General features: G+C 67.0%; 19 protein-coding genes. 9 read left to right on the top strand and 10 right to left on the bottom strand.

Annotated features, from left to right (window positions below):
• Positions 1–7: 7 nt before the first annotated feature.
• Positions 8–1,759, top strand: coding sequence for a methyl-accepting chemotaxis protein (locus HTY51_RS10220; protein WP_174252640.1), 1,752 nt, complete (start codon positions 8–10; stop codon positions 1,757–1,759).
• Between the two features lie 52 nt (positions 1,760–1,811).
• On the opposite strand, the gene HTY51_RS10215 is transcribed toward HTY51_RS10220, so the two are convergent.
• Positions 1,812–2,267, bottom strand: a complete 456-nt coding sequence (locus tag HTY51_RS10215; protein WP_174252639.1) for a RidA family protein — start codon at positions 2,265–2,267, stop codon at positions 1,812–1,814.
• An 83-nt stretch (positions 2,268–2,350) separates the two neighbouring features.
• Between HTY51_RS10215 and HTY51_RS10210 the strand changes: the two genes are divergently transcribed.
• A complete protein-coding gene (locus tag HTY51_RS10210; RefSeq protein WP_174252638.1) occupies positions 2,351–4,369 on the top strand; it encodes a DUF3488 and transglutaminase-like domain-containing protein in 2,019 nt (672 codons plus the stop codon).
• Positions 4,370–4,383: 14 nt separating this feature from the next.
• Positions 4,384–5,571 carry a lytic murein transglycosylase B gene (gene mltB / locus HTY51_RS10205; protein ID WP_254607061.1) on the top strand — a complete coding sequence of 396 codons (1,188 nt, stop codon included), beginning with the start codon at positions 4,384–4,386 and terminating at the stop codon, positions 5,569–5,571.
• On the opposite strand, the gene HTY51_RS10200 is transcribed toward mltB, so the two are convergent.
• The 4 genes from HTY51_RS10200 to HTY51_RS10185 form a co-directional block, all read right to left on the bottom strand.
• Positions 5,490–6,365: an HDOD domain-containing protein gene (locus HTY51_RS10200; RefSeq protein ID WP_174252637.1), complete on the bottom strand. Its 876-nt coding sequence runs from the start codon at positions 6,363–6,365 to the stop codon at positions 5,490–5,492. The two genes, mltB and HTY51_RS10200, sit on opposite strands and share 82 nt — an antisense overlap.
• Before the next feature lie 72 nt (positions 6,366–6,437).
• Entirely contained in the window at positions 6,438–8,885 is a 2,448-nt protein-coding gene (locus HTY51_RS10195) for a DNA internalization-related competence protein ComEC/Rec2 (protein ID WP_174252636.1), read from the bottom strand.
• A 624-nt stretch (positions 8,886–9,509) separates the two neighbouring features.
• Positions 9,510–10,517 (bottom strand): DUF58 domain-containing protein, encoded by a 1,008-nt coding sequence (locus HTY51_RS10190; protein ID WP_254606853.1) that lies wholly within the window; start codon positions 10,515–10,517, stop codon positions 9,510–9,512.
• Between the two features lie 2 nt (positions 10,518–10,519).
• Positions 10,520–11,440: a MoxR family ATPase gene (locus tag HTY51_RS10185; protein WP_174252635.1), complete on the bottom strand. Its 921-nt coding sequence runs from the start codon at positions 11,438–11,440 to the stop codon at positions 10,520–10,522.
• Positions 11,441–11,481: 41 nt separating this feature from the next.
• Between HTY51_RS10185 and HTY51_RS10180 the strand changes: the two genes are divergently transcribed.
• Positions 11,482–12,435: a histone deacetylase family protein gene (locus HTY51_RS10180; RefSeq protein ID WP_174252634.1), complete on the top strand. Its 954-nt coding sequence runs from the start codon at positions 11,482–11,484 to the stop codon at positions 12,433–12,435.
• Between the two features lie 86 nt (positions 12,436–12,521).
• On the opposite strand, the gene HTY51_RS10175 is transcribed toward HTY51_RS10180, so the two are convergent.
• The gene (locus tag HTY51_RS10175) at positions 12,522–13,007 is read right to left on the bottom strand and encodes a DsrE family protein (RefSeq protein WP_174252633.1); all 486 of its coding nucleotides are present in this window, start codon (positions 13,005–13,007) and stop codon (positions 12,522–12,524) included.
• A gap of 83 nt (positions 13,008–13,090) precedes the next feature.
• On the opposite strand from HTY51_RS10175, the gene HTY51_RS10170 reads away from it, so the two are divergent.
• From HTY51_RS10170 to HTY51_RS10150, 5 genes are all read left to right on the top strand, one after another.
• Complete coding sequence (locus tag HTY51_RS10170; RefSeq protein ID WP_174252632.1) at positions 13,091–14,326, top strand: mechanosensitive ion channel family protein; 1,236 nt, start codon at positions 13,091–13,093, stop codon at positions 14,324–14,326.
• 160 nt (positions 14,327–14,486) lie between these two features.
• Positions 14,487–15,236, top strand: coding sequence for an electron transfer flavoprotein subunit beta/FixA family protein (locus tag HTY51_RS10165; RefSeq protein WP_174252631.1), 750 nt, complete (start codon positions 14,487–14,489; stop codon positions 15,234–15,236).
• Complete coding sequence (locus tag HTY51_RS10160; protein ID WP_174252630.1) at positions 15,237–16,169, top strand: electron transfer flavoprotein subunit alpha/FixB family protein; 933 nt, start codon at positions 15,237–15,239, stop codon at positions 16,167–16,169.
• Between the two features lie 68 nt (positions 16,170–16,237).
• The gene (locus HTY51_RS10155; protein WP_174252629.1) at positions 16,238–18,022 is read left to right on the top strand and encodes an acyl-CoA dehydrogenase; all 1,785 of its coding nucleotides are present in this window, start codon (positions 16,238–16,240) and stop codon (positions 18,020–18,022) included.
• A 96-nt stretch (positions 18,023–18,118) separates the two neighbouring features.
• Complete coding sequence (locus HTY51_RS10150) at positions 18,119–19,087, top strand: nitronate monooxygenase family protein (RefSeq protein WP_174252628.1); 969 nt, start codon at positions 18,119–18,121, stop codon at positions 19,085–19,087.
• Between the two features lie 15 nt (positions 19,088–19,102).
• Here HTY51_RS10150 and HTY51_RS10145 read toward each other — a convergent pair whose 3' ends face one another.
• From HTY51_RS10145 to dnaJ, 4 genes are all read right to left on the bottom strand, one after another.
• A complete protein-coding gene (locus tag HTY51_RS10145; RefSeq protein WP_174252627.1) occupies positions 19,103–20,059 on the bottom strand; it encodes a sensor domain-containing diguanylate cyclase in 957 nt (318 codons plus the stop codon).
• 99 nt (positions 20,060–20,158) lie between these two features.
• Positions 20,159–20,809, bottom strand: a complete 651-nt coding sequence (locus HTY51_RS10140) for a phosphoethanolamine transferase domain-containing protein (RefSeq protein ID WP_174252626.1) — start codon at positions 20,807–20,809, stop codon at positions 20,159–20,161.
• A gap of 149 nt (positions 20,810–20,958) precedes the next feature.
• Positions 20,959–22,323, bottom strand: coding sequence for an MBL fold metallo-hydrolase (locus HTY51_RS10135; RefSeq protein WP_174252625.1), 1,365 nt, complete (start codon positions 22,321–22,323; stop codon positions 20,959–20,961).
• Positions 22,324–22,425: 102 nt separating this feature from the next.
• Positions 22,426–23,565 carry a molecular chaperone DnaJ gene (dnaJ, locus tag HTY51_RS10130; RefSeq protein ID WP_174252624.1) on the bottom strand — a complete coding sequence of 380 codons (1,140 nt, stop codon included), beginning with the start codon at positions 23,563–23,565 and terminating at the stop codon, positions 22,426–22,428.
• Positions 23,566–23,594 lie beyond the last annotated feature (29 nt).

Genomic DNA, 23,594 nt, shown 5'->3' with positions numbered 1-23,594 from the left:
TATCGCGATGAATTTCAGAAACATGCACGTGGCGACCAAGCTCTGGCTGGGTGTCGCCGTCATCATCATTTCCCTCACCGTCCTGATCGCTTTCGCGGCCGTGCGTTCGGCCCGTCTGCAAGCGGAGAGCGAAACCACCCTGCGCGCGCTCAACAGCCGGGTCAACCTGGCCAGCAGCTGGGCCGGCCTGACCGAGGCCAATGCAGCGCGCACGGTGGCCATGATCCTGACCTTCGACCCGGGCGTCGAAAGCCGCCTCGCCGAAGACATCAAGACCACCACGGCCCGCATCTCCAAGGTGCAGCAATCCATCGAAGCCATGGAACTGAGCGCCGAGGAAAAGGCGCAGATGGACAAGATCGCCGGCCACCGCAAGTCCATGATCGACGTGCGCAACCTGGCGCAGAAGGCCAAGGCCGGCGGCGACAGCGAAGGTGCCCAGAAAATCGTGAACGAGCAGTACACGCCGGCGGTCAACGCCTACGTGGGCACCCTGCGCGAACTGGTGGAACTGGAGGAGCGCGCCGAAAAGAGCTACACGGAAGAAGTTGCCCGCGCCCGGGGTCTCACCATCAGGATCGCGGGCATTGCCGTCGCCCTCATCCTGGCGGCCATCCTGGCCGGGGCGACGGTGCTGATCCGCTCCATCCGCGAGCCCCTGCGCGAGGCCAACGAGCTGGCCTCGCGTATCGCCCAGGGCGACCTGAGTGCCAGCATCGACACCACGCGCGGTGACGAGTTCGGCGACCTCATGAAATCCCTGGCGCGCATGAACGAGTCGCTGGCGCAGATGGTGCAGCAGGTGCGCCAGAGCACCGACAGCATCGCCACCGCCAGCGCCGAAATCGCCACCGGCAACCACGACCTCTCGGTGCGCACCGAACAGACCTCCAGCGACCTGCAGTCCACGGCCTCGGCCATGGAGCAGCTCACCAGCACGGTCTCCCACAGCGCGGACAACGCGCGCCAGGCCTCCCAGCTGGCCTCCAGCGCCTCCACCGTGGCCCAGAAGGGCGGCACCGTGGTGCAGGAGGTGGTGAGCACCATGGGCGAGATCAATGCCAGCAGCAAGAAGATTTCCGACATCATCGGCGTGATCGACGGCATCGCCTTCCAGACCAACATCCTGGCGCTCAACGCCGCAGTGGAAGCGGCGCGGGCCGGCGAGCAGGGTCGGGGTTTTGCCGTGGTGGCCGGCGAGGTGCGCTCGCTGGCCGGACGCAGCGCCGAAGCGGCCAAGGAGATCAAGGCGCTGATCAACACTTCGGTGCAGAAGGTGGACTCGGGCGCCCGGCTGGTCAGCCAGGCCGGCGACACCATGAACGAGATCGTGCAGTCGGTGCGTCGCGTGGCCGACGTGATCAGCGAGATCACCGCTGCCGCCGGCGAGCAGAGCACCGGCATCGCCCAGGTCAACACCTCGATCGCCAACCTCGACCAGATGACCCAGCAGAACGCAGCCCTGGTGGAGCAAAGCGCTGCCGCTGCCCAAAGCCTGCGCGAACAGGCCGACCAGCTGGCCCAGGCCGTGGCGGTGTTCAAGCTGGCGGGCCATGCGGCGATGCCTCCGCAGCGTGCCGCGCAGTACATGAGCGCGCCACCGCCAGTCGCCCTGTCGCGTCCTGCGCCCACGGCACCCAGGGCAACGCCAGCCCGCTTGGCACCCGCCAAGGCATCGGCGGCCTTGCCGCCTGCCCGGCCGGCAGCCTCTGCTGCCCCGGCCAAGGCGGGCAGCGACGAGGACTGGGAAACCTTCTGACTGTCGTCTGACCGTCCACCCCCGGGGCCTGCTAAACAGGCCCCTGGTGTTTTCAGTCCACCTCGGCGATCAGCTCGATCTCCACACAGGCACCCAGCGGAATCTGCGCCACGCCAAAGGCGCTGCGTGCGTGCGCGCCCTTGTCGCCGAAGACCTGGCCCAGCAGTTCGCTGGCGCCATTGGTCACCAGGTGCTGCTCGGTGTAGTCCGGTGTGGAATTGACCAGGGACATGAGCTTGACGATGCGCTTGACGCGCTGGAGATCACCCACGGCCGCCTGCAACGTGCCCATGAGGTCGATGGCCACGGCACGCGCCGCGGCCTTGCCTTCTTCGGTGCTCATGGTCTTGCCGAACTGGCCGACCCAGGGCTTGCCGTCTTTCTTGGCGATGTGGCCGCTCAGGAAGACCAGCTTGCCGGTCTGCACATAGGGAACATAGGCGGCAGCCGGTGTGGCCACCGGGGGCAGGGTGATGCCGAGCTGCTTGAGTTTGTCGTTGATGCTCATGGGGACTCCAGGGGGATGAAAGCAAAGCGCGTCATTGTCGGTTATTGTTGTTGCCGGGTCTGCCGCCCACATGAATTGCACGCATGACGAACCCGTTTGCCAATCTTCCGCGCGACAGCCGCGACACCCTGTTCCTGCTGGCCGTGATCGCCTGGGTGCTGCTGCCGCACGCCGCCCACCTGCCCTGGTGGTGCAGCGCCATGGCCGCGGGCATGCTGCTCTGGCGTGGCTGGCTGGCCTTCACCCTGCGTCCGCTGCCGGGCCGCTGGTGGCTGCTGGCGGCCCTGGTGCTCACCGTGGGCGCGACCTGGCTCACGCACCGCACCCTGCTGGGGCGTGACGCCGGGGTGACGCTGATCGTGGTGCTGCTGGCGCTCAAGACCCTGGAGCTGCGCGCGCGGCGCGATGCCTTCGTGGTCTTTTTCCTCGGCTTCTTCACGATGCTGACGAATTTCTTCTACTCGCAGTCCCTGCCCACGGCCGCGGCCATGCTGCTGGGGCTGATGGGCCTGCTGACCGCGCTGGTCAACAGCCACATGCCGGCGGGCCGGCCCTCGCTGTGGCAGTCGGCGCGCATGGCCACCCGCATGACGCTGCTGGGCGCACCCATCATGGTGCTGCTGTTCCTGCTCTTCCCGCGCCTGTCGCCGCTGTGGGGCACACCGGGCGACGCCCTGAGCGGGCGCAGCGGCCTGTCGCAGCGCATGCAGGTGGGCAACATCGCCAGCCTGGCGCTGGACGACAGCGTGGCCCTGCGCCTGCGCTTCGAAGACGGCACACCGCCGCCGCTGCAGGGCACGCTGTATTTCCGCGGGCCGGTGCTCTCCACCTTCGACGGGCGTGAATGGGCGCCCCTGCAGGCCAGCTTCCCGCCGTCCATGCAGCCACGCGCCGACCTGCAGGTGCGCGGTGCGCCGCTGCGCTACGAGGTCACGCTGGAGCCTCATAACCGTCCCTGGTTGCTCATGCTGGACGCTACCGCCGTTGCGCCCGAGCTGCCGGGCGATCTGGTGGCGCGCATGAGCGAGGAGTTGCAGTGGCGCGCCAGCAGCCCCGTCAACGACCTGCTGCGCTACCGGGCGCAGAGCCATACCGAATTCCGCCATGGCCCGCAGCGCATGCTGGCCAGCCTGCAGGACTACACGAGCTTGCCGCGCGGTTTCAACCCGCGCACCCTGCAGTGGGCGATGGAGCTCAGCCGTGAAACCGGCAACGACCCGGTGGCGCTGATCAACCGCGTCCTGAACCATCTGCGCACAGGGGGCTACACCTATACCCTGGAGCCTGGCGAATACGGCCAGCACACGGCAGACGAGTTCTGGTTCGACCGCAAGCTGGGTTTCTGCGAGCACCTGGCCTCGGCCTTCGTCGTGGTGATGCGCGCCGCGGGCATCCCGGCGCGCATCGTCACCGGCTACCAGGGCGGCGAGCGCAACACCGTTGATAATTTCTGGGTGGTACGCCAGAGCGATGCCCATGCCTGGACCGAAGTCTGGCTGGCCGGCCAGGGCTGGTTGCGGGTCGACCCGACGGCAGCGGTCTCGCCCGGGCGCATCGGTTCCCTGCAGCGCCTGGTGGCACCACGCGGGGCCATTGCCACAGCGGTGGGCACGGTGGTCAGCCCCAACCTGATGCAGGGCGTGCGAGCCCTGTGGGAGGCGGTCAACAATGCCTGGAACCAGCGGGTGCTGAACTACACGCAGAGCCGCCAGCTCAACCTCCTGCGCGCACTGGGTTTCGAGGCGCCGAGCTGGGAAGACCTGGGTTACCTGCTGCTGGGTGTCCTGGTCACGGCCAGCCTGGCCGGGGCGGCCTGGACACGCTGGGAGCGCCGGCGCCAGGACCCGTGGCAGCGCCTGTACGAGCGCGTGCGCAGCCGGCTGCTGCAGGCCGGCCTGCCCCTGGGTGCGGCAGTGACGCCACGCGAGATGGCGCAGCGACTGGCGCAAACCCACGATCCCAAGGACAATCGGGTGCAGGCCATCCAGGCCTGGTTGCAGCGTTATGAGCAACGACGTTATGCGTCGCGCGATGGGCGCAACGCAGCGGGTGACCTGGCGGCCTTGCGACGCGAACTGAAAGAACTGAGCTGGCCCAAGTGAGCAATCGACGTTTGATTTTCCCCCCGCTGCTGACGGCCCTGCTGTTCCTGCTGGCCTGCGCCTTGCCGGTACAGGCCACGGCGACCCAGAAGGCCCGCCTCAAGCGCGTGCAGAACACGGCTGTCGCCCTGATCGAAGGCAGCGGTCCGTCCTATGCCGCTCGTCCCGAGGCCATGGCGCTGGCGGACGAGATCGCCGAACGCCACGGCCTGGATCGCAAGTGGGTCCGTCGCACCCTGGGCAAGGCCCGCCACGTGCCGCAGGTGGTGAAACTGATCACGCCGCCGCCCGTCACCCTGCCCCGGAACTGGCAGCAGTACCGCAGCCGCTTTCTGGAAACCGAGCGCATCCAGGCGGGTGTCGCCTACTGGCAGGCCCATGGCGAACTGCTGGAACGCGCCAGCAGCACCTATGGTGTGCCGGCCGAGATCATCATCGGCATCATCGGCGTGGAGACCTACTACGGACGCCACCTCGGCCGTTACCGCGTGCTGGATGCCCTGGCGACCCTGGCCTTCGACTTCCCCGCCGAGCACCCCCGCGCGGCCCAGCGCACGGCCTTTTTCCGTGCCGAACTCGGGGCCTTCCTCCAACTGAGCCAGCAGGCCGGTACTGATCCTTTCAAGGCGCGCGGCAGTTATGCCGGGGCCATGGGCATTCCGCAGTTCATGCCCTCGAGCTGGGCCGCCTACGCCGTCGATTTCGATGGCGACGGCCGTGTCGACCTGGTCGACAGCGCGGCCGATGCCATCGGCTCGGTGGCCAGTTATTTCAAGGCGCATCGCTGGCAACCGGGCATGCCCACCCACTACCCGGTGGATTTCGACTACGAGCGCCTGGACATGCCGACCCTGCTGGCCCCTGACATCAAACCGACCTTCCCGGTCGAGCAGTTCAAGGCCAGGGGCATCATGCTGGGCGCCGGCGGCCGCCAGCATGCGGGGCCGCTGGCCCTGGTGGAGTTGCAGAACGGCGATTACTCGCCCAGTTACGTGGCCGGGACGGAAAATTTCTACGCCATCACACGCTACAACTGGAGCAGTTATTACGCGCTGGCGGTGATCGAACTGGGCCAGGCCGTGGCGGCGGCGCGCTCGCAGGGCCAGTCGTCGGCCGATGCTCAGGCCAGCACAACGGCCTCGAATACCGGGTGCAGCGTATCGACCCAGAGGTCCACCTCGGATTCGCCGATCTGCAGATAACTGAGGCAGGCCGGGCCAAAACGCTCCCATTCGCGTTGCTGCTGGACCCCTTCGAAATCGGCTACCAGGTGCTCGGCCACAGCGGCCAGCGCCACCAGCGTGCGCACCCCGGCCGGAATGGAGCTCACGCGCAGCACGCTGAAATCGTGGTGCAGGCGGATGGCAAAGGCAATCACCGGCGGCAGGAACCAGGTGCGCGCGACGATGGCGCCCACCACGGCGTGGTCGGTGCGGTGCACGGCGTTTTCGGTCTCGGTGAAACTGCGGTCCTGCCGCGCCATGGCTTCGGCCAGCGTGCCGGCGTAGCCGCGCACGCCCTGCAGCAGGATGGGGATGCCCACGTGCATGAAGAGGCCGCAGGTCTGCGCCACGTCGGCGTCCACGCCATAGAGCTGGCGGGCGATATAGGCCATGGCCAGCGAGCGGCGGGTCGAGGTTTCCCAGAAGTGTTCGACCAGCGGTGAGTTGACGCGGATGGTGCTGCGCGCCAGGAAACCGGTCAGGATGGAGGCGGCCTGGCCCAGGCCCAGCATGGTCACGGCTTCGGCCACGGTATTGGCGGGGCGGGCGCGGGAATACAGGGGGCTGTTGGCCATGCGCATCAGGGCCGCGGCCATGGCCACGTCACTGCCGGCTATGCGCGTGATCTCGGCCGGGTCGGGATCGGTCTGGCGCATCTCCAGCTGCAGGGCGGTGAGCAGCTCGGGGCAGGGCGGGATGACGATGTCGCGCACCGGTCCTTCCGATCTGGCCTGATCGAGTTCCCGGTCGATGTCCGTCACCTGCAAACCCATGCTGACTCCTGTCCCTGCCATTATCCGCAGAAAATACCTGACGGCCCCGGCTGTTTGCAAATGCCGGCTGTTTCAGGGCGTGACCGAGGCGCGATGCTGCCAGTAACGTGCCTGGACCTGACGTTCGCAACGGGTCGTCCGGGGCTGTTCCGAGTGCCAGCGGGCAGCACCACATTGCGCCGAACTGAGCAGCTGCACGTCGCGCTGCGCATAACGCGCCACCACCTCGGGGGCCGGGTGGCCGAAGCGGTTGCGGTAGCCGGCCTGCGCCAGCGCTGTCTGCGGGGCCACCGCGTCCAGAAACGCGGCCGTGCTCGAGGTCTTGCTGCCGTGGTGCGGCACCAGCAGCCAGTCGGCGCGCAGCGCGGCGCCATCCGCCAGCAGTCGGGCCTCCTGCGCCTTTTCGATATCCCCCGCCAGCAGCACGGTCTGCGTGCCATTGCCGATGCGCAGCACGCAGGACAGGGCATTGCTGCGCCTGGCCTTGCCGTAGTCCTCGGCCTGCGGGTGCAGGACTTCAAAGCGCACACCATCCCAGTCCCAGCCCTGGCCGGCCACGCAGCGCTGGCTGGGGCGCAGGGTGTGCAGTTCGTGCGCCTCCTCCAGCGAGCTCAGCAGGTCCGCCCCCGGCTGCGCCGCCAGCACGGCCGCAGCGCCCCCGGTGTGGTCGCTGTCGCGGTGGCTCAGTACCAGGCGGTCCAGCCGTACATCGAGGGTCCGCAGCAGCGGCACCAGCACACGCTGGCCGGCGTCGCTGTCGTTGGCGTGGCGCGGCCCGGCGTCGTAGAGCAGGGCGTGCGTGGTCGTGCGCACCAGCACGGCATTGCCCTGGCCGATGTCGGCCGCGAGCAGCTCGAACTGTCCCGGCGCCGGACGTGGCGGCTGCCACAGCAGCACGGGCAGCAGCAGCGGCAGGCCGGCCAGGCGCATGGTCCAGGGCAGGCGCAGCACCAGCAGCAGGCCACCCAGCACGCCGGCCATGCCGGCCCACAGCGGGGCCTGGGCCACCGAGAGCGTGGCCAGCGGCAGCGCCGCCAGGCCGCTCAGTACCCAGCCCAGCCACGACACGGCCTGCGCCGCCGCGTTCCACAGTGGCGACCACAGCAGGCCCAGCAGGGACAGCGGCGTGACCCCCAGCGTCACCCAGGGGATGGCCAGCGCATTGGCCAGCAGACCCACCAGCGAAACCTGGCCAAACAGCAGCAGGGTCAGCGGCGCCAGCGCCAGCGTGATCAGCCACTGTTCGCGTAGCAGGCCCCAGGCACGCTGCTTCAGCGTGCGCGGTGTATCCAGCGTCTCGTGGCCGGCGCCGGCAAACAGCACGCCCACGGCCACGAAGCTCAGCCAGAAGCCGGCTTGCAGCAAAGCCCAGGGGTCGGCGACCAGCACCACGACCGCGGTCAACAGCCACAGCTGCGGCCAGGGCCAGCGGCGGGCCGAGAGGTGCAGCAGCGTCACCGTGCCCAGCATCAGGATGGTGCGCTGCGCCGGCACGCCCCAGCCGCTGAACAGCGCATAAGCGGCGGCCAGCAGCAGTCCGCCCAGCAGACCGGCATGCTGGGCCGGAAAGGCCAGGCACAGGTGCGGCGAACTGCGCCAGAGTCCGCGCAGCAGCAGGGCCGCCAGCCAGGCAAACAGCGTGATGTGCAGGCCCGAGATGCTCATCAGATGGGCCACGCCGGTGGCGCGGAACACATCCCAGTCGCTGCGCGTGATGGCCTGCTGGTCGCCCGTCACCAGGGCGGCGACGATGCCCATGGCGCGGGCCTGCTGCTCTTCTTCCGGGCTGCCGGTGACGATGGGTGCGCGCTGCTGGATCGCATCACGCACCTGCTGGCGCGCCCACTCGACGGGATGCTGCCAGCTCTGTTCCAGCCGCTGCGGTGGCGGGTCCCGCGGGCCGGCGCGCACATAACCGGTGGCCTGCAGGCCCTGTTCCCAGAGCCAGAGTTCGAAGTCGAAGCCGTGCGGGTTGCGCGCCCCGTGTGGCGCACGCAGCCGCACCGTGAACGACCAGCGTTCGCCGGCCTGCAGCACCGGGGCCACCTGCAAGGGTTCCAGCAGCGCGCCGTCCTCGTTGCGGAAGCCGCCGTACCAGCTGAGGTAGAGCTGAGGTGGCAGCTGCACGGCCTGTCCGTTCTGTACGGCGCTTTCCACCTTGAAGCGAAAACGCGTGCTGTTCTCGCCGAACTGCGGCATGGCGCTGATGCGGCCGGTGATGTTGATGTCTTTGCCTTCCAGCGTCGGGTCCAGGGCCTGCTGCTGGAAGAGCGTGGCGCGCAGGCCCGTGCTGGCGTGGGCGAGCAAGGCCGCGCTGGTGAAGATCAACAGGAGCCTGGCAGCTTGTTGGCGCAGTCTTCCGAGCACAAGGAGCAGCGCGAGTGCGGTGGCGATCAGCAGACCGTACGGCGCAGCGGGCCAGAGTTCGCTTTGCTGCAGTTGCAGGGCCAGGCCGGTGATCCAGCCGAGGAGGGCGGGGGTCAGGAGTCTGGCTTGGCTCTGGGTTGGGCTTTGCGGCATGGCTCCATGCTAATGGGTGCCTTGTTGCTTTTGACGTTGCGTTGCAGCAAGCGTGGCTTTGCCGGGTCTCGCCCTGGCGGGCGAGGTACTTTTCTTTGCTTCGCCAAAGCAAAGTACCCAAAAGAAAGGCGAGCCGAAGTCAGGGCCCCTGCGGGGTACCTTGCGCTGCTCGCATCGGTCGGGGTCGGGCTAAACTCGCTGCGCTCAGACAACGCCCGCCCTGATCCGCCCGCTGCTGCGCTGCTCAGCCCTGCCACACGGCATGGGGGTCCAGACAGCCGGGAACCAACAGCCGAAGACATAACAGCCGAACAAGGACGCGCCATGGCGCGTCCTTGTGGGTTTTGGTTTTGGTATCTGGTTTCCCATTGCCGTGAGAGGAAGCGAGTAGCGCAGGCCGGGGCGGAAAAGGAAGCGCAGATGTTTGAGGCGCTAGCCGAGTTTCTGCGTGTCCCGCCCTGGCCGAGCAACGCAGCGTGCCCGCAGCGTAGCGGAGGGACGACGCACCCGGCTCGCCTTTTCTTTGGTGACTTTCTTTTGGCGAAGCAAAAGAAAGTTGCTGCCCTGCCGGGCGCACATCCCGGCAAAGCCTCGCCTGCCAGGCTATATGGCAGAACAGAAAAGTCAGTACAAAGCCAACGCTTCCAGACACTTCCGCTTGTGCATCTCCCCCTGCTCCGGCGGCAATTCCAGCCCGGGTAGACGCAAGCCGTAATCCAGCTCCTGCGCCTCCGACTGCAGGACCCAGGCACACAGCCGGGACAGGCGCTGTTCCAGTGAGGCGCCCTGGGTTTTCGAGAGGTCCAGCCAGAGCTGGAAGTGCTGGGCCTGCAGGCTGTCGCGGCTGACCAGCTCGTCGGTCTTGGCGGCTTTTTTCCAGACGATGCTCTTGAGCGGGTCGCCGCGGCGGTAGGGGCGCACGCCGTCGAATTCGCTGCTGGCCACATGGCGCGCGGCGTTGCCGCCGTGGCTGTGGGCCTGGCCCTCGGGCAGTGCGGGCGGCAAGGCTTCGGCCTGCGGGTAGACCAGCACGCTGGCGGCCGGGCGCCACAGCGTCCAGACGCGGAAGATGCCCAGGGGGAAACGCGTTTCGGCCGTGAGCATGGGCACGGCATGCCGGCCGCGCGCCAGGCCGGGCAACACCAGCTCGGTGTCGGTGCTGCCCTGGCCGGGCACGTCGCACCAGACCCAGGGCGCGTGCGGGTCTTCCCCGTAGATGCGCAGGCCGATGCCGTAGCGCGCTGCCGCGCGGTTGTTGTGCAGGCTGATGCGCAGCTTGCTGGGCGCGTCGGCGTGGTGGGCTTCGACCGGGTGCAGCACCAGCGTGAGACCGCGCAGCGTGCCGTGCGAGATGTAGGTGCTGACAATGGCGCTGCCGCCGAGCAGGAAGGTCAGCAGATAACCCAGGTTGAGCTGGTAGTTGATCGAGGCCACCAGCAGCAGCAGCAGCGTGCCGGCCAGCATGAAGCCGGCGCGCGTGGGCAGGATGTAGACGTTGCGCTGCGTCAGCGTGAGCGTATCGCTGCGGGGCAGACGGGCCTGCCACCAGCGTTGCCAGCGCCCGCGCACATGGGCCAGCGGCCGCAGCACGGGGTTGGGCAGGGGCTGCGCGTGATCTGTCACTGCGGGCACGCTCAGGGCAGGGGCACGGCTTCCAGCATGGCGCGCACCTGTTCCAGCGGGCCGCGGCCGGCGCTGGCCACGGGCACCAGGCGGTGGGCCGTGGTCTGCGGCAGGATGGCCTGCAGGTCGTCCGGGGCCACGTAGTCGCGTCCGCTCAGCAGGGCCTGGGCCTTGGCCGCGCGCAGCACGGCCAGGCCGGCGCGGGGCGAGAGGCCCTGCACGAACCAGCGGCCGTTGCGGGTGGCGGCGATCAGGTCCTGCAGATAGTCCAGCAGGGGCGGCGCGGCGTGCACGGCCTGCACCTGTTGCTGCAGGGTCTTCAGCTCCTGCGAGCTCAGGAGGCCGGGCAGACGGTCCACCATCTCGCGTCGGTCGCTGCCGGAGAGCAGCGCGCGTTCGGAAGCGCGGTCCGGGTAGCCCAGCGAAATGCGCATGAGGAAGCGGTCCAGCTGCGATTCGGGCAGCGGATGGGTGCCCAGCTGTTCCTGCGGGTTCTGCGTGGCGATGACGAAGAAGGGCGAGGGCAGGGGCCGCGTCTCGCCCTCGATGCTGACCTGCTTTTCCTCCATGGCTTCGAGCAGGGCACTCTGTGCCTTGGGGCTGGCACGGTTGATCTCGTCGGCCAGCAGCACCTGCGCGAAGATGGGGCCGGGGTGGAAGACGAAGGCGTTCTGGTTGCGGTCGTAGATGGAAACGCCCGACAGGTCGCTGGGCATCAGGTCGGCGGTGAACTGCACGCGCGAGAACTGCAGGCCGAAGCTGCGGGACAGGGCGTGCGCCAGCGTGGTCTTGCCCACGCCGGGCGCGTCCTCGATCAGCAGGTGGCCGCCGGCCAGCAGACAGGCCACGCCATCCTGCACCTGCGCCGGTTTCCCCACGATCACCGTGTTAAGCTGATCCAGCAATAATTTGAGTTTGGCTTGTGCATCCATGGCATGACCATAACTGAATTTTCCAGGAGACGGGTGCCGTCATGAGCAAGACCGGATATTTCACTCACCGTGATTGCCGCAAGCATGAGATGGGGTCGGGTCATCCCGAGTGCCCCGAGCGGCTCGATGCCATCGAGGACCGCCTGCTGGCGTCCGGTCTTGACTTTGCACTGACGCGCCTGGAGGCGCCGCTGGCCTCGGTCGAGGAGATGGAATTGGCCCACGGACGCATGCACATTGCTGCGCTGCGCGGCCTCAGCGCATCCTTGCGTGAAGAGGTGGAGGCAGGGGGGCCGAGTTACGCCCACGTCGATCCGGACACCGCCATGAACGTGAATTCCTGGAACGCCATCCTGCGCGGCGCCGGGGCCGCGATGGCAGCCACCGATGCTGTTGTGGCCGGTGAGCTGGAGAATGCTTTTTGCGCCATCCGACCGCCGGGCCACCATGCCTGCCGCGACAAGGCCATGGGTTTCTGTTTCATCAACAATGTGGCGCTGGCGGCCAAGTATGCGGTGGAGCGCCATGGCCTCAAGCGCGTGGCCATCGTGGACTTCGACGTGCACCACGGCAACGGCACCGAGGACATCGTGGCCGACGACGGGCGCATCCTGATGGTGAGCATCTACCAGCATCCTTTCTATCCGCACGGCGGCGCGCGGCCGGATACCGACAACATGGTGAATGTACCGGTGCCGGCCTATACCAAGGGCATGGAGGTGCGCGAGCTGATCGAGATGCTGTGGATGCCGCGTTTGGAAGCCTTCAAGCCCGAGATGATCTTCATCAGCGCCGGTTTCGATGCGCACCGCGAGGATGACCTGGGCCAGCTGGGCCTGGTGGAGGCGGATTACGCCTGGATCACCGAACGCATGAAGGACGTGGCGCGCCGTTACAGCAAGGGGCGCATCGTCTCCTGCCTGGAAGGCGGCTACAACCTCAGCGCCCTGGGGCGCAGCGTGGAAGCGCATTTGCGCGCACTGGCGGACGTCTGAAGAGGCAGGACAGGCGGAAGAGGCGTCGCGTCTCGCGGCGACACGTCCAGGGAGTTACACGCAGTGAGTGACCGTGGGGGCCACATTCACCAGGCGATATAGGCGTAACCCTTTTCCTGCAACTCCATGATGGCGGCCGCGCCGACCTCTTCGACCCTGGCGAAGTCCAGCATGTCTTCTTTCTCCCAGCCGATGGTGTGCATGGTGTTGCCGCAGGCAATGAACTCGATGCCATAGGACTCGCTCATGCCGCGCACGCGCTGCTGCAGGGTTTTGGGCACCGGGCGCTTGGGTTTTTTCGCCAGCAGGTGGATGCCCGGGCCCCAGACCACGACGACAATGGTGACGTCGTCCACGTACTTCTTCAGCATGGCACTGATCGAGTTCAGGATGGCTTCCTGGTACTCGGGTTCGTGCCGGTTGATCTGGTAGACGACCTTGTGCGGCGGGCCGTCAGCGGCGGCCGGGCCTGGGCTTGTGGCAGCCTGGACCGGGAGCGCGGCGCCGGCCGTGGCGGCTGCGGCCACGGCGCCGAGCAACTGGCGGCGGGCGAGGGGGGCGGAATGGGACATGGTGGGGATTCTCCGTGCGTTGGACCATAGATTAGCTGATGTGAGGCCGGGTTCCCGGCGCAATTCGGTGAAAATCCTTTCCCATGACCGAACTCCAAAATCTCCTGCACGATCTGGGCAGCGCACGCGTCTGGATCGAAGTGGTGGTGCTGCTGGCCTGCCTGGCCCTGGCCTATGTCGTGGCGCGTTATGTGCGCCGCGGGCACGGGACCGATTCGGTCTGGTTCGGCCGCCATGTCTTCGACGGCCTGTTGTTTCCGGTGCTGGCCCTGGTGCTGATCTATGCCGCGCGCTATGGCGTGGCCCTGTACCAGCCGGTGGCCGTGCTCAAGGTGGCCCTGCCCATCTTCACCTCGCTGGCGGCCATTCGCCTCTTCGTGCGCGTGCTGGGGGCTTCCTTTCCCGAGTCGTCCGCGGTCAAGCTGATCGAGAGCCTGGTGTCCTGGCTGGCCTGGGGTGCTGCCGTGCTCTGGATCACCGGCCTGCTGCCGGCCGTGCTGGCCGAGCTGGACTCGATCTCCTTCGCCTTCGGCAAATCGCGCATCAGTGTGCGCACCCTGCTCGAAGGCGTCCTGTCTTCGGGTCTGATGCTGGTGGTGGTGCTGTGGATCTCGGCCACCATCGAAAAGCGCATCCTGCGCGAGACCGTCGGCGACCTGTCCATGCGCAAGGTGGCGGCCAATGCCATTCGCGCCGCCCTGCTGCTGCTGGGCCTGCTCTTCGTGCTCTCGGCCGTGGGGGTGGATCTGACGGCCCTCTCGGTGCTTGGGGGCGCGCTGGGGGTGGGCCTGGGTTTCGGCTTGCAGAAGCTGGCGGCCAACTACGTCAGCGGTTTTGTCATCCTGCTGGAGCGCTCGCTGCGCATCGGCGACGTGGTGCGGGTCGACAACTTCGAGGGCGTGGTGACCGACATCAAGACACGCTACACCCTGATCCGCGCGCTCAACGGCCGCGAATCGGTGGTGCCCAATGAACTCATCATCACCCAGCGGGTGGAGAACCTGTCCACGGCCGATCCCAAGGTGCAGGTGGCGGTCAACGTCTCGGTCAGTTACGACAGCGATGTGCAGCAGGTGCAGGAAATCCTGGTGGCTGCCGCCCGTGCCAGCGCCCGGGTGCTGCCGGATCCTGCGCCGGCCGCGCACCTGGCCAATTTCGGCCCCGACGGCCTGGAGTTCACCCTTTCGGTCTGGATCAGCGATCCGGAGAATGGCCAGCTGGCCCTGCGGTCCGAGATCAACCAGGCCATCCTGCAGGGCCTGCGCGAGGCGGGGATAGAGATTCCGTATCCCCAGCGTGTCGTCCACATGAAAACCTGAAAGACGACATATTTCTCCGCGTATAATCACAAAAAAGCACGATCGTTCTTTTTTATGTCGCGCAAGCGCCCATCGTTGCAGGTGGGTGCGCCTAAAATCCTTCGATTGACGTGCACGTCAATCACCAGCAACGAATTTGCAACCAGCAGGAGTGGCTCCCATGAAAGTCCTCGTCCCCGTCAAACGCGTGGTCGACTACAACGTCAAGGTCCGTGTCAAGTCGGACAACACCGGTGTGGATATTGCGAACGTCAAGATGAGCATGAACCCCTTTGACGAGATCGCCGTCGAAGAGGCCGTGCGCCTGAAGGAGAAGGGTGTGGTGACCGAGGTCATCGCCGTCTCCTGCGGCGTCACCCAGTGCCAGGAAACCCTGCGCACGGCCATGGCCATCGGCGCCGACCGCGCCATCCTGGTCGAGACCAGCGAGGAACTGCAACCCCTGGCCGTGGCCAAGCTGCTCAAGGCCCTGGTCGACAAGGAACAGCCCGGCCTGATCATCCTGGGCAAGCAGGCCATCGACGACGATTGCAACCAGACCGGTCAGATGTTGGCCGCGCTGGCCGACCTGCCGCAAGCCACTTTCGCCTCCAAGGTCGAAGTTGCCGATGGCAAGGCCCAGGTCACGCGTGAAGTGGACGGCGGCCTGGAGACACTCTCCATTAGCCTGCCGGCCGTCATCACCACCGACCTGCGCCTGAACGAGCCGCGTTACGTCACGCTGCCCAACATCATGAAGGCCAAGAAGAAGCAGCTCGACATCCTCAAGCCTGAGGATCTGGGCGTCAACGTCGCCCCGCGCATCAAGACCCTCAAGGTCAGCGAGCCGCCCAAGCGCAGCGCCGGTATCAAGGTGCCCGACGTCGCCACCCTGGTCGCAAAACTCAAGAATGAAGCGAAGGTGATCTAAATGACCGCACTTGTTATTGCCGAACACGACAACGCGTCCATCAAGGGCGCCACCCTCAACACCGTGACCGCGGCGCTGGCCTGCGGTGGTGACGTCCACGTGCTGGTGGCCGGCCACAACGCCGCCGCCGCTGCCGCTGCCGCTGCGCAGATCGCCGGTGTGAGCAAGGTCATCCACGCAGACGGTGCCCAGCTCGCCCACGGCCTGGCCGAGAACGTGGCCGCCCAGGTTCTGGCCATTGCCGGCAACTACAGCCACATCCTGTTCCCGGCCACGGCCGCGGGCAAGAACGTGGCTCCGCGCGTAGCCGCCAAGCTGGACGTAGGCCAGATCTCCGACATCACCAAGGTGGACAGCGCCGATACCTTCGAGCGCCCCATCTACGCCGGCAACGCCATCGCCACCGTGCAGAGCACGGACGCCAAGAAGGTCATCACCGTGCGCACCACCGGTTTTGACGCTGCGGCCGCCACCGGCGGCAGCGCTGCGGTGGAAACCGCTGCGGCCGCCGCCGACAGCGGCAAGAGCAGTTTTGTCGGTTCCGAGATCGCCAAGAACGACCGCCCCGAACTGACCGCCGCCAAGATCATCGTCTCCGGCGGACGTGCCCTGGGCTCGAGCGAGAAGTTCAACGAGGTCATGACCCCGCTGGCCGACAAGCTGGGCGCCGCCATCGGCGCCAGCCGCGCCGCGGTGGACGCGGGTTACGCGCCCAACGACCTGCAGGTCGGCCAGACCGGCAAGATCGTCGCGCCGCAGCTCTACATCGCCGCCGGCATCTCGGGCGCCATCCAGCACCTGGCTGGCATGAAGGACAGCAAGGTCATCGTGGCCATCAACAAGGACCCCGAGGCCCCGATCTTCTCCGTCGCCGACTACGGCCTGGAAGCCGATCTGTTCACGGCCGTGCCCGAGCTGGTCAAGGCCCTTTGATCTGCTGAACCAAGGGCGTCACAGCGTGACGCCCTTTTTTTGTACCTGATTCGTCCCTGGAGTCTTCCATGAGCTACACCGCCCCCCTCAAGGACATGCTGTTCAACATCAAGCATCTCGCGCGCATCGACGAGATCGCGAAGCTGCCGGGCTTTGAGGACGCAGGCTACGACACGGCCCAGGCCGTGCTCGAAGAGGCGGCCAAGTTCAACGAGCAGGTGGTGGCTCCGCTGAACTGGGACGGGGACCAGAACCCTTCCAGCTGGAAGGACGGCAAGGTCACCACCACGCCGGGTTTCAAGGACGCCTTCCGTCAGTTTGGCGAAGGTGGCTGGCAGGGCCTGCAGCACCCGGCGGACTTCGGCGGCCAGGGCCTGCCCAAGACCATCGGTGCGGCCTGTATCGAGATGGTCAACAGCGCCAACCTGAGCTTTGCCCTGTGCCCGCTGCTGACCGACGGTGCCATCGAGGCGCTGCTGACCGCGGGCAGCGATGAACTCAAGGCTACCTACCTGGAAAAGCTGGTGAGCGGCGAGTGGACCGGCACCATGAACCTGACCGAACCGCAGGCCGGCTCGGATCTGGCCCTGGTGCGCAGCCGCGCCGAGCCGCAGCCCGACGGCAGCTACAAGGTCTTCGGCACCAAGATCTTCATCACCTACGGCGAGCACGACATGGCCGGCAATATCGTGCACCTGGTGCTGGCACGCGTGACCGGTGCGCCCGAGGGTATCAAAGGCATCAGCCTGTTTGTCGTGCCCAAGTTCATGGTGAACAAGGACGGCTCGCTGGGCGCGCGCAACGACGTGCATTGTGTGAGCATCGAGCACAAGCTGGGCATCAAGGCCAGCCCGACCGCCGTGCTGCAGTATGGCGACCATGGTGGTGCCGTGGGCTATCTCGTGGGCCAGGAGAACCGTGGTCTCGAGTACATGTTCATCATGATGAACGCCGCGCGCTACGCCGTGGGTATGCAGGGCATCGCCGTGGCCGAGCGCGCCTACCAGCAGGCCGTGGGCTACGCACGTGACCGTGTGCAGAGCCGTCCGGTCGACGGCTCGCTCAAGACCAGCGCGCCCATCATCCACCACCCCGATGTACGCCGCATGCTCATGACCATGCGTGCCTACATCGAGGGTTGCCGTTCCATGGCTTCCGTGGCTGCTGCGGCCTACGATGCTGCCCATCACCACCCCGATGCCGAGGCGCGCAAGACCCACCAGGCCTTCTACGAATTCATGGTGCCCCTGGTCAAGGGTTACAGCACCGAGATGAGTCTGGAAGTCACCAGCCTGGGCGTGCAGGTGCATGGCGGCATGGGTTTCATCGAGGAAACCGGCGCCGCCCAGCATTACCGCGACGCCAAGATCCTGACCATCTACGAAGGCACCACGGCCATCCAGGCCAATGACCTCGTGGGCCGCAAGACCCTGCGCGACGGTGGCCAGACCGCCAAGGCGATTGCGAAACAGATCGAAAGCACCGAAGCCGAACTGAAGAAGAACGGCAGCGCCGATGCGCTGGCCGTGGCCAAGCGCCTGACGGCGGCCCGGCTGGCTTTCATCGACGTGGTCGACTTCATGGCGACCCAGAAGGACCCCAACGCCGTCTACGCCGGCAGCGTGCCCTACCTGATGCTGGCGGGCAAGCTGATGGCGGGCTGGCAGCTGGCGCGCGCCTTACTGGTGGCGCAGGCCGAACTGGCCCGGGGCGAGGACGTGGCGTTCATGCAGTCCAAGATCACGGTGGCGCGTTTTTATGCCGATCACATCCTGAGCACGGTGCCGGGCATGCGCGACAGCATCGTGGAAGGCGCCGGCAGCGTGACCGCGCTGGCGCTCGAAGCCTTCTGATTTTGCTATTGAATTGATAGCTATCCGGCTGTCGCTCGATTGCCATCGACGGCAGCCGTTTTTCCTGAGAATGTCAGCATTCCCCCCGGAGACACGATGTCCAAGCTACCCGCCACTCTGCAAAACCTGCCTCTGCCCATCATCGGCTCGCCGCTGTTCATCATCAGCAACCCCAAGCTGGTGATTGCCCAGTGCATCGCGGGCGTGGTCGGCTCCATGCCCGCGCTCAACGCGCGCCCGGCCGCGCAGCTCGACGAGTGGCTGGCCGAGATCACCGAGGCGCTGGCCGCGCACAACAAGGCGCACCCGGATCGTCCGGCCGCGCCCTTTGCCATCAACCAGATCGTGCACAAGTCCAATGACCGGCTCGAGCACGACATGGCCCTGTGCGTGAAGTACAAGGTGCCGGTCATCATCACCTCGCTGGGTGCGCGCGAAGAGATCAACCAGGCCGCGCACAGCTACGGCGGCGTGGTGCTGCACGACATCATCAACAACAGGTTCGCGCACAAGGCCATCGAAAAGGGCGCCGACGGCCTGATCGCCGTCGCGGCCGGTGCCGGCGGCCACGCGGGCGTGAAGAGCCCCTTTGCCCTGGTGCAGGAAATCCGCCAGTGGTTCGACGGCCCGCTGGCGCTTAGCGGGTCGATAAGCACCGGCGCTTCCGTGCTGGCGGCGCAGGCCATGGGGGCGGACTTCGCCTACATGGGCACGGCCTTTATCGCCACCCACGAGGCCCGCGCGGTCGAGGCCTACAAACAGGCCATCGTCGAAGGCAGCTCGGACGACATCGTCTACAGCAACCTCTTCACCGGCGTGCACGGCAACTACCTGGCACCCAGCATCCGCGCCGCCGGCCTGGACCCGGACAAGCTGCCCGAGAGCGACCCCAGCACGATGAACTTTGGCGGTGATGCGAAGAAGGCCTGGAAGGACATCTGGGGTTCGGGCCAGGGCATAGGCGCCATCACCCAGGTGCAGGGTGCCGCTGAGTTCATCGAGCAGCTGCGGCGCGAGTACCGTGCCGCGCGTGAGCGCCTGCTGGCCGTCTCGGCCGGGGTTTGAAGCCGCCGTCGCCGCTCAGGCGCAGGCTTCGACGCGGTCGCGCCCGGCCTGTTTGGCCTTGTACATGGCTTCGTCGGCACGGCGCAGGCAGTCCTCGATGGACTGGTCCTGGGCCTTGAGCTGGGTGACGCCGGCGCTGAAGCGCAGGTGCAGCATCAACCCGGCCACCGGGCTGGCTTCCTCGGCGATGGTCATGCGCAGGCGCTCCGCCATCAGCGCCGCACCGGCCAGGCCGGTGCTGGGCATGAGGATGGCGAACTCCTCGCCGCCGATGCGCGCCAGCAGATCGCTTTCGCGCAGCAGCGCCGTTATCTTCTCGCTCAGCAGCTTGAGCACCTCGTCCCCGGTGGCGTGGCCGTACTGGTCGTTGATGTGCTTGAAGTGGTCCACGTCGATCAGGGCGATGGACAGCGGCGCCTGGTAACGGCGGCTGCGCATGAACTCCTGCTCGGCGCGCTCGAAGAAATAACGCCGGTTGGCCGTGCCGGTCAGCGGGTCGTGGCGGGCCAGCTGGATCAGTGCGGCTTCGTGCTTTTTCTGGGCCGTGATGTCGCGGAAGAACCAGACACGCCCGAGGTATTGCTCCTGCTCACCGCGCAGCACGGTGGAATGCCGCTCCAGCGTGCGCCCGTCCTTGAGTTCGATCTCGCAGTGGTCGTCCAGCTGCGGGTTGTCATAGAGCTCGCGCACCCGTTCCAGGAAGGCGGCCGGGTTCTGCACCCGGGCCACTACTTCGGCCAGCAGCGGCGCGTCCGACTCCCCGATGGCCGTACCGTCGGCCTTCATGTGCAACTGGCTGGTGGCGATGTCCCAGAGTTGCAGGAACTGGCGGTTGTGGGCCACCACCATGCCCTGCGCGTCGACGACCAGGATGCCGTCGGGCGAGGTGTCGTAGATGGCCTTGATCAGCCGGGACTGGAAATCAGCCGAGTCCTTGTTGCTGGACTTTGTGTCTTGTGTCGCGGGTTCCACGCTCGCCTCCTTCGCGACCGCTTGTGGCCACCGGTGCCAGGGCGCGCGGCCCATCATAACGAAAGCCCGCTTGCTGGCAAGAGCAGGCCGGCGGCGGTTTCAGCGGCGCAGGCTCAGCAGGGTGTTGAAGGGGCTTACCAGTTCGAGCCAGCGGGGCTGGTCCTGCAGCAGGGGCAGCAGGGCGTTGCGTCCGGCAAACCAGACAGCCGCCAGCAGGCCGGTGAAGAGCAGGGCCAGCAGCAGGTTCTGCGGCAGGCGGATGGGCGGGGCGATACGGCGCAGGCTGAGCTGCCAGAGCCAGAGCGAGGGCGCCAGGGCCAGTGCGGCAAACACCAGCCCCACCTGCCACAGCGGTGGGGCCCGCAGCTGGCCCAGCACGGCGGACAGGCCTTGCGGCACGGCGCTGGCACTCAGGTAGGCCTGGCCGGACCAGAGCAGCACGGAGTTGAGCGCGGCCAGCCAGAGCAGCACGGTGATGACGCCCTTGAGCAGCCAGGGCCAGTTCAGCAGGCTCAGCAGCAGGCCCAGCGCCGCCGTGATGAGCAGGGCAAAACACAGGGTGATCCAGACGAAGCTGCCGGCGTCCATGGGCAGCCGCGCCAGTTCGCGCCACAGCGGCGTATTGCCTGCCAGCGCCAGCCAGAGGCTGGCCAGCAAAAGCAATAGCGCCGGATGCCGGGCCTCACGCTGCTCGGCAGGCGTGAGCATGGAGTTGGCGAATTCGGTGATGTGGAAGAGCCGCAGACTCATGGAGCGCCATTCTGACCGATTGCTGTGCAGTGACGTAACAGGGGGTAACCCTGCGTGAACCGGGCAGTGTGGGGCGGGCTGGACGTCCCCTACGGGATGGTTTTGCCTGGATACGGGTGGCGCGATGCGATGACGGGGGCGGTCCGGCTTCAAACGGGCCACGTCGCCCCGTGCTCAGGCACCAGCGCCCGCCAGCCCAGCCCGTGTTCGACCTGCTGGCGCAGCGCATCCGAGGCGCCGCTCTCGCCATGCACGATATAGACCTGCGAGGGGGCGGTGGGCAGGGTGCCCAGCCAGGCCATGAGCTGCGGCGCATCGGCGTGCGCCGAGGCCGATTGCAGTTGCACGATCTCGGCGCCCACACTGACGTCCTTGCCGTGGATGCGTACCGAGGGTGCACCCGAGGCCAGGGTGGCACCGCGCGTGCCGGGCGACTGGAAGCCGGTGAGCACGATCATGTTGCGGTGGCTGCCGGCATACAGCGCCAGGTGGTGCAGCACGCGCCCGCCCGTGGCCATGCCGCTGGCGGCGAGGATCACCATGGGGCCGTGGCGGCGTGCCAGGGCCTTGGATTCGTCCGGTGTGTTGACCATGGTGGCGCAGCGCGTGAGGGCCTGGACCTGCTTGCTGCTGAGCCGGTGTTCGTCCATGTAGTTGTCGAAAAGGTCGGTGGTGTGGATGGCCATGGGGCTGTCCAGGAAGACCGGCAGGTTCTTGGGGATCTCGCCGCGCACCTTGAGCTCGTCAATGGCATGCAGGATTTCCTGCGCGCGGCCAACGGCGAAGACCGGGATCACCGCGACCCCGCCACGCCCGGCCAGGCGATGCAGGGCGGGCCCGAGTTCGGCCAGCACGTCTTCTTTCGGATGGGTGCGGTCGCCGTAGGTCGATTCGATCACCACCGTGTCCGCTGCCGGGGCGCGGTCCGGCGGGTTCATCAGGAAGTCATCGGTACGGCCCAGGTCGCCCGAGAAGAGGATGCGCCGCCCCGCCACTTCCAGCAGCAGGCTGGCGGCACCCAGGATGTGGCCGGCACGCAAGAAGGTGGCATGCCAGCCGGCGATGGGCTCGAAGCTGTGGCTGAAGTCATGCGCCTTGATCTGCTTCAGGCAGGCCAGCGCATCCTTGCGGGTGTACAGGGGCAGGGCCGGCGCGTGCTTGGAGAAACCGTGGCGGTTGGCAAAGGCCGCATCCTCTTCCTGGATGTGGCCGCTGTCGGGCAGCAGGATGGCGCACAGGTCGCGCGTGCCGCGCGTGGCGTGGACTTTGCCGCCGTAGCCTTCGCGCGCCAGCAGCGGCAGGTAGCCGCTGTGGTCCAGGTGGGCGTGCGTGAGGATGACGGCGTTGATCTGGTCGGGGGCGACGGGCAGCGGTGTCCAGTTGCGCAGGCGCAGTTGTTTGTAGCCCTGGAACAGTCCGCAGTCCACCAGCAGGGTTTGCGCGCCATGGCGCACCAGGTATTTGGAGCCGGTGACCGTGCTGGCACCGCCGAGGAAGGTGATGGAAACGCTCATGGGCGCATGTTAGTCCCGCGCCGAGGCCGCTTCTAGATGCAGATCAAAAAAAGCCGCAAGGGCTGAGGCCCTTGCGGCTTGGGATCGGACGGAAACCAGGCTTCAGCTGAAGAAGCTCTTGAGCCGGTCGGCCCAGCTGCCTTCACCCGGCGAATGCTTGGCGCCGCCCTTTTGCAGGGATTCGCCCAGCTCGCGCAGCAGCTTGCGCTGGTGCTCGGTGAGCTTGACCGGCGTCTCCACCGTGATGTGGCAGTACAGGTCGCCGGGGTAGCTGGCGCGCACGCCCTTGATGCCCTTGCCGCGCAGGCGGAACTGCTTGCCGGTCTGGGTGCCTTCGGGGATGTCGATGGCGGCCTTGCCCTGCAGGGTGGGCACCTCGATCTCGCCGCCCAGTGCCGCGGTGACAAAGCTGATGGGCACCGCGCAATGCAGGTCGTCGCCGTCGCGCTCGAAGATGTCGTGCTTGCGCAGGCGGATCTCGATGTAGAGGTCACCCGGCGGGCCGCCGTTCATGCCCGGCTCGCCGTTGCCGGCGCTGCGGATGCGCATGCCGTCGTCGATGCCGGCGGGGATCTTCACTTCCAGCGTCTTCTGGCGCTTGATGCGGCCCTGGCCCTGGCAGCTGGTGCAGGGCTCGGGGATGATCTTGCCGGTGCCGTGGCAGTGCGGGCAGGTCTGCTGCACGCTGAAGAAACCCTGGCGCATCTGCACCGAGCCCGAACCGTGGCAGGTGCTGCAGGCCTTGACCTGGGTACCCGGCTTGGCGCCGCTGCCCTGGCAGGTGCCGCAGTTGTCCCAACTGGGGATGCGGATCTGCGCGTCCTTGCCGCGCGCCGCTTCCTCCAGCGTGATCTCCATGGCGTAGCTCAGGTCGCTGCCGCGGTAGACCTGGCGGCCGCCGGCCCCGCGCCCACCGCGTTGCTGGCCGAACATGTCGCCGAAGATGTCGCCGAAGGCCTCGGCAAAGCCGCCGCCAAAGTCGCCACCCGCGCCGCCGCGCATATTGGGGTCGACGCCGGCATGGCCGTACTGGTCGTAGGCCGCGCGCTTCTGCGCATCGGAAAGCATCTCGTAGGCCTCCTTGGCCTCCTTGAATTTTTCCTCGGCCACCTTGGCGCTGTCCCCCTGGTTGCGGTCAGGGTGATGCTTCATCGCGAGCTTGCGATAGGCTTTCTTGATCTCTTCCTCGGAGGCGTTCTTGGGGACGCCGAGGATTTCGTAAAAGTCTCTTTTGGTGGCCATATTCGTTAAGTTCTAGAGCAGGAACGCCG

Origin of the sequence: Rhodoferax sp. BAB1, assembly GCF_013334205.1 — a bacterium.
Lineage (GTDB): Bacteria > Pseudomonadota > Gammaproteobacteria > Burkholderiales > Burkholderiaceae_C > Hylemonella.
The sequence above is the reverse complement of the archived record's forward strand: the minus strand, read 5'-3'. Positions and strand labels throughout refer to the sequence as shown.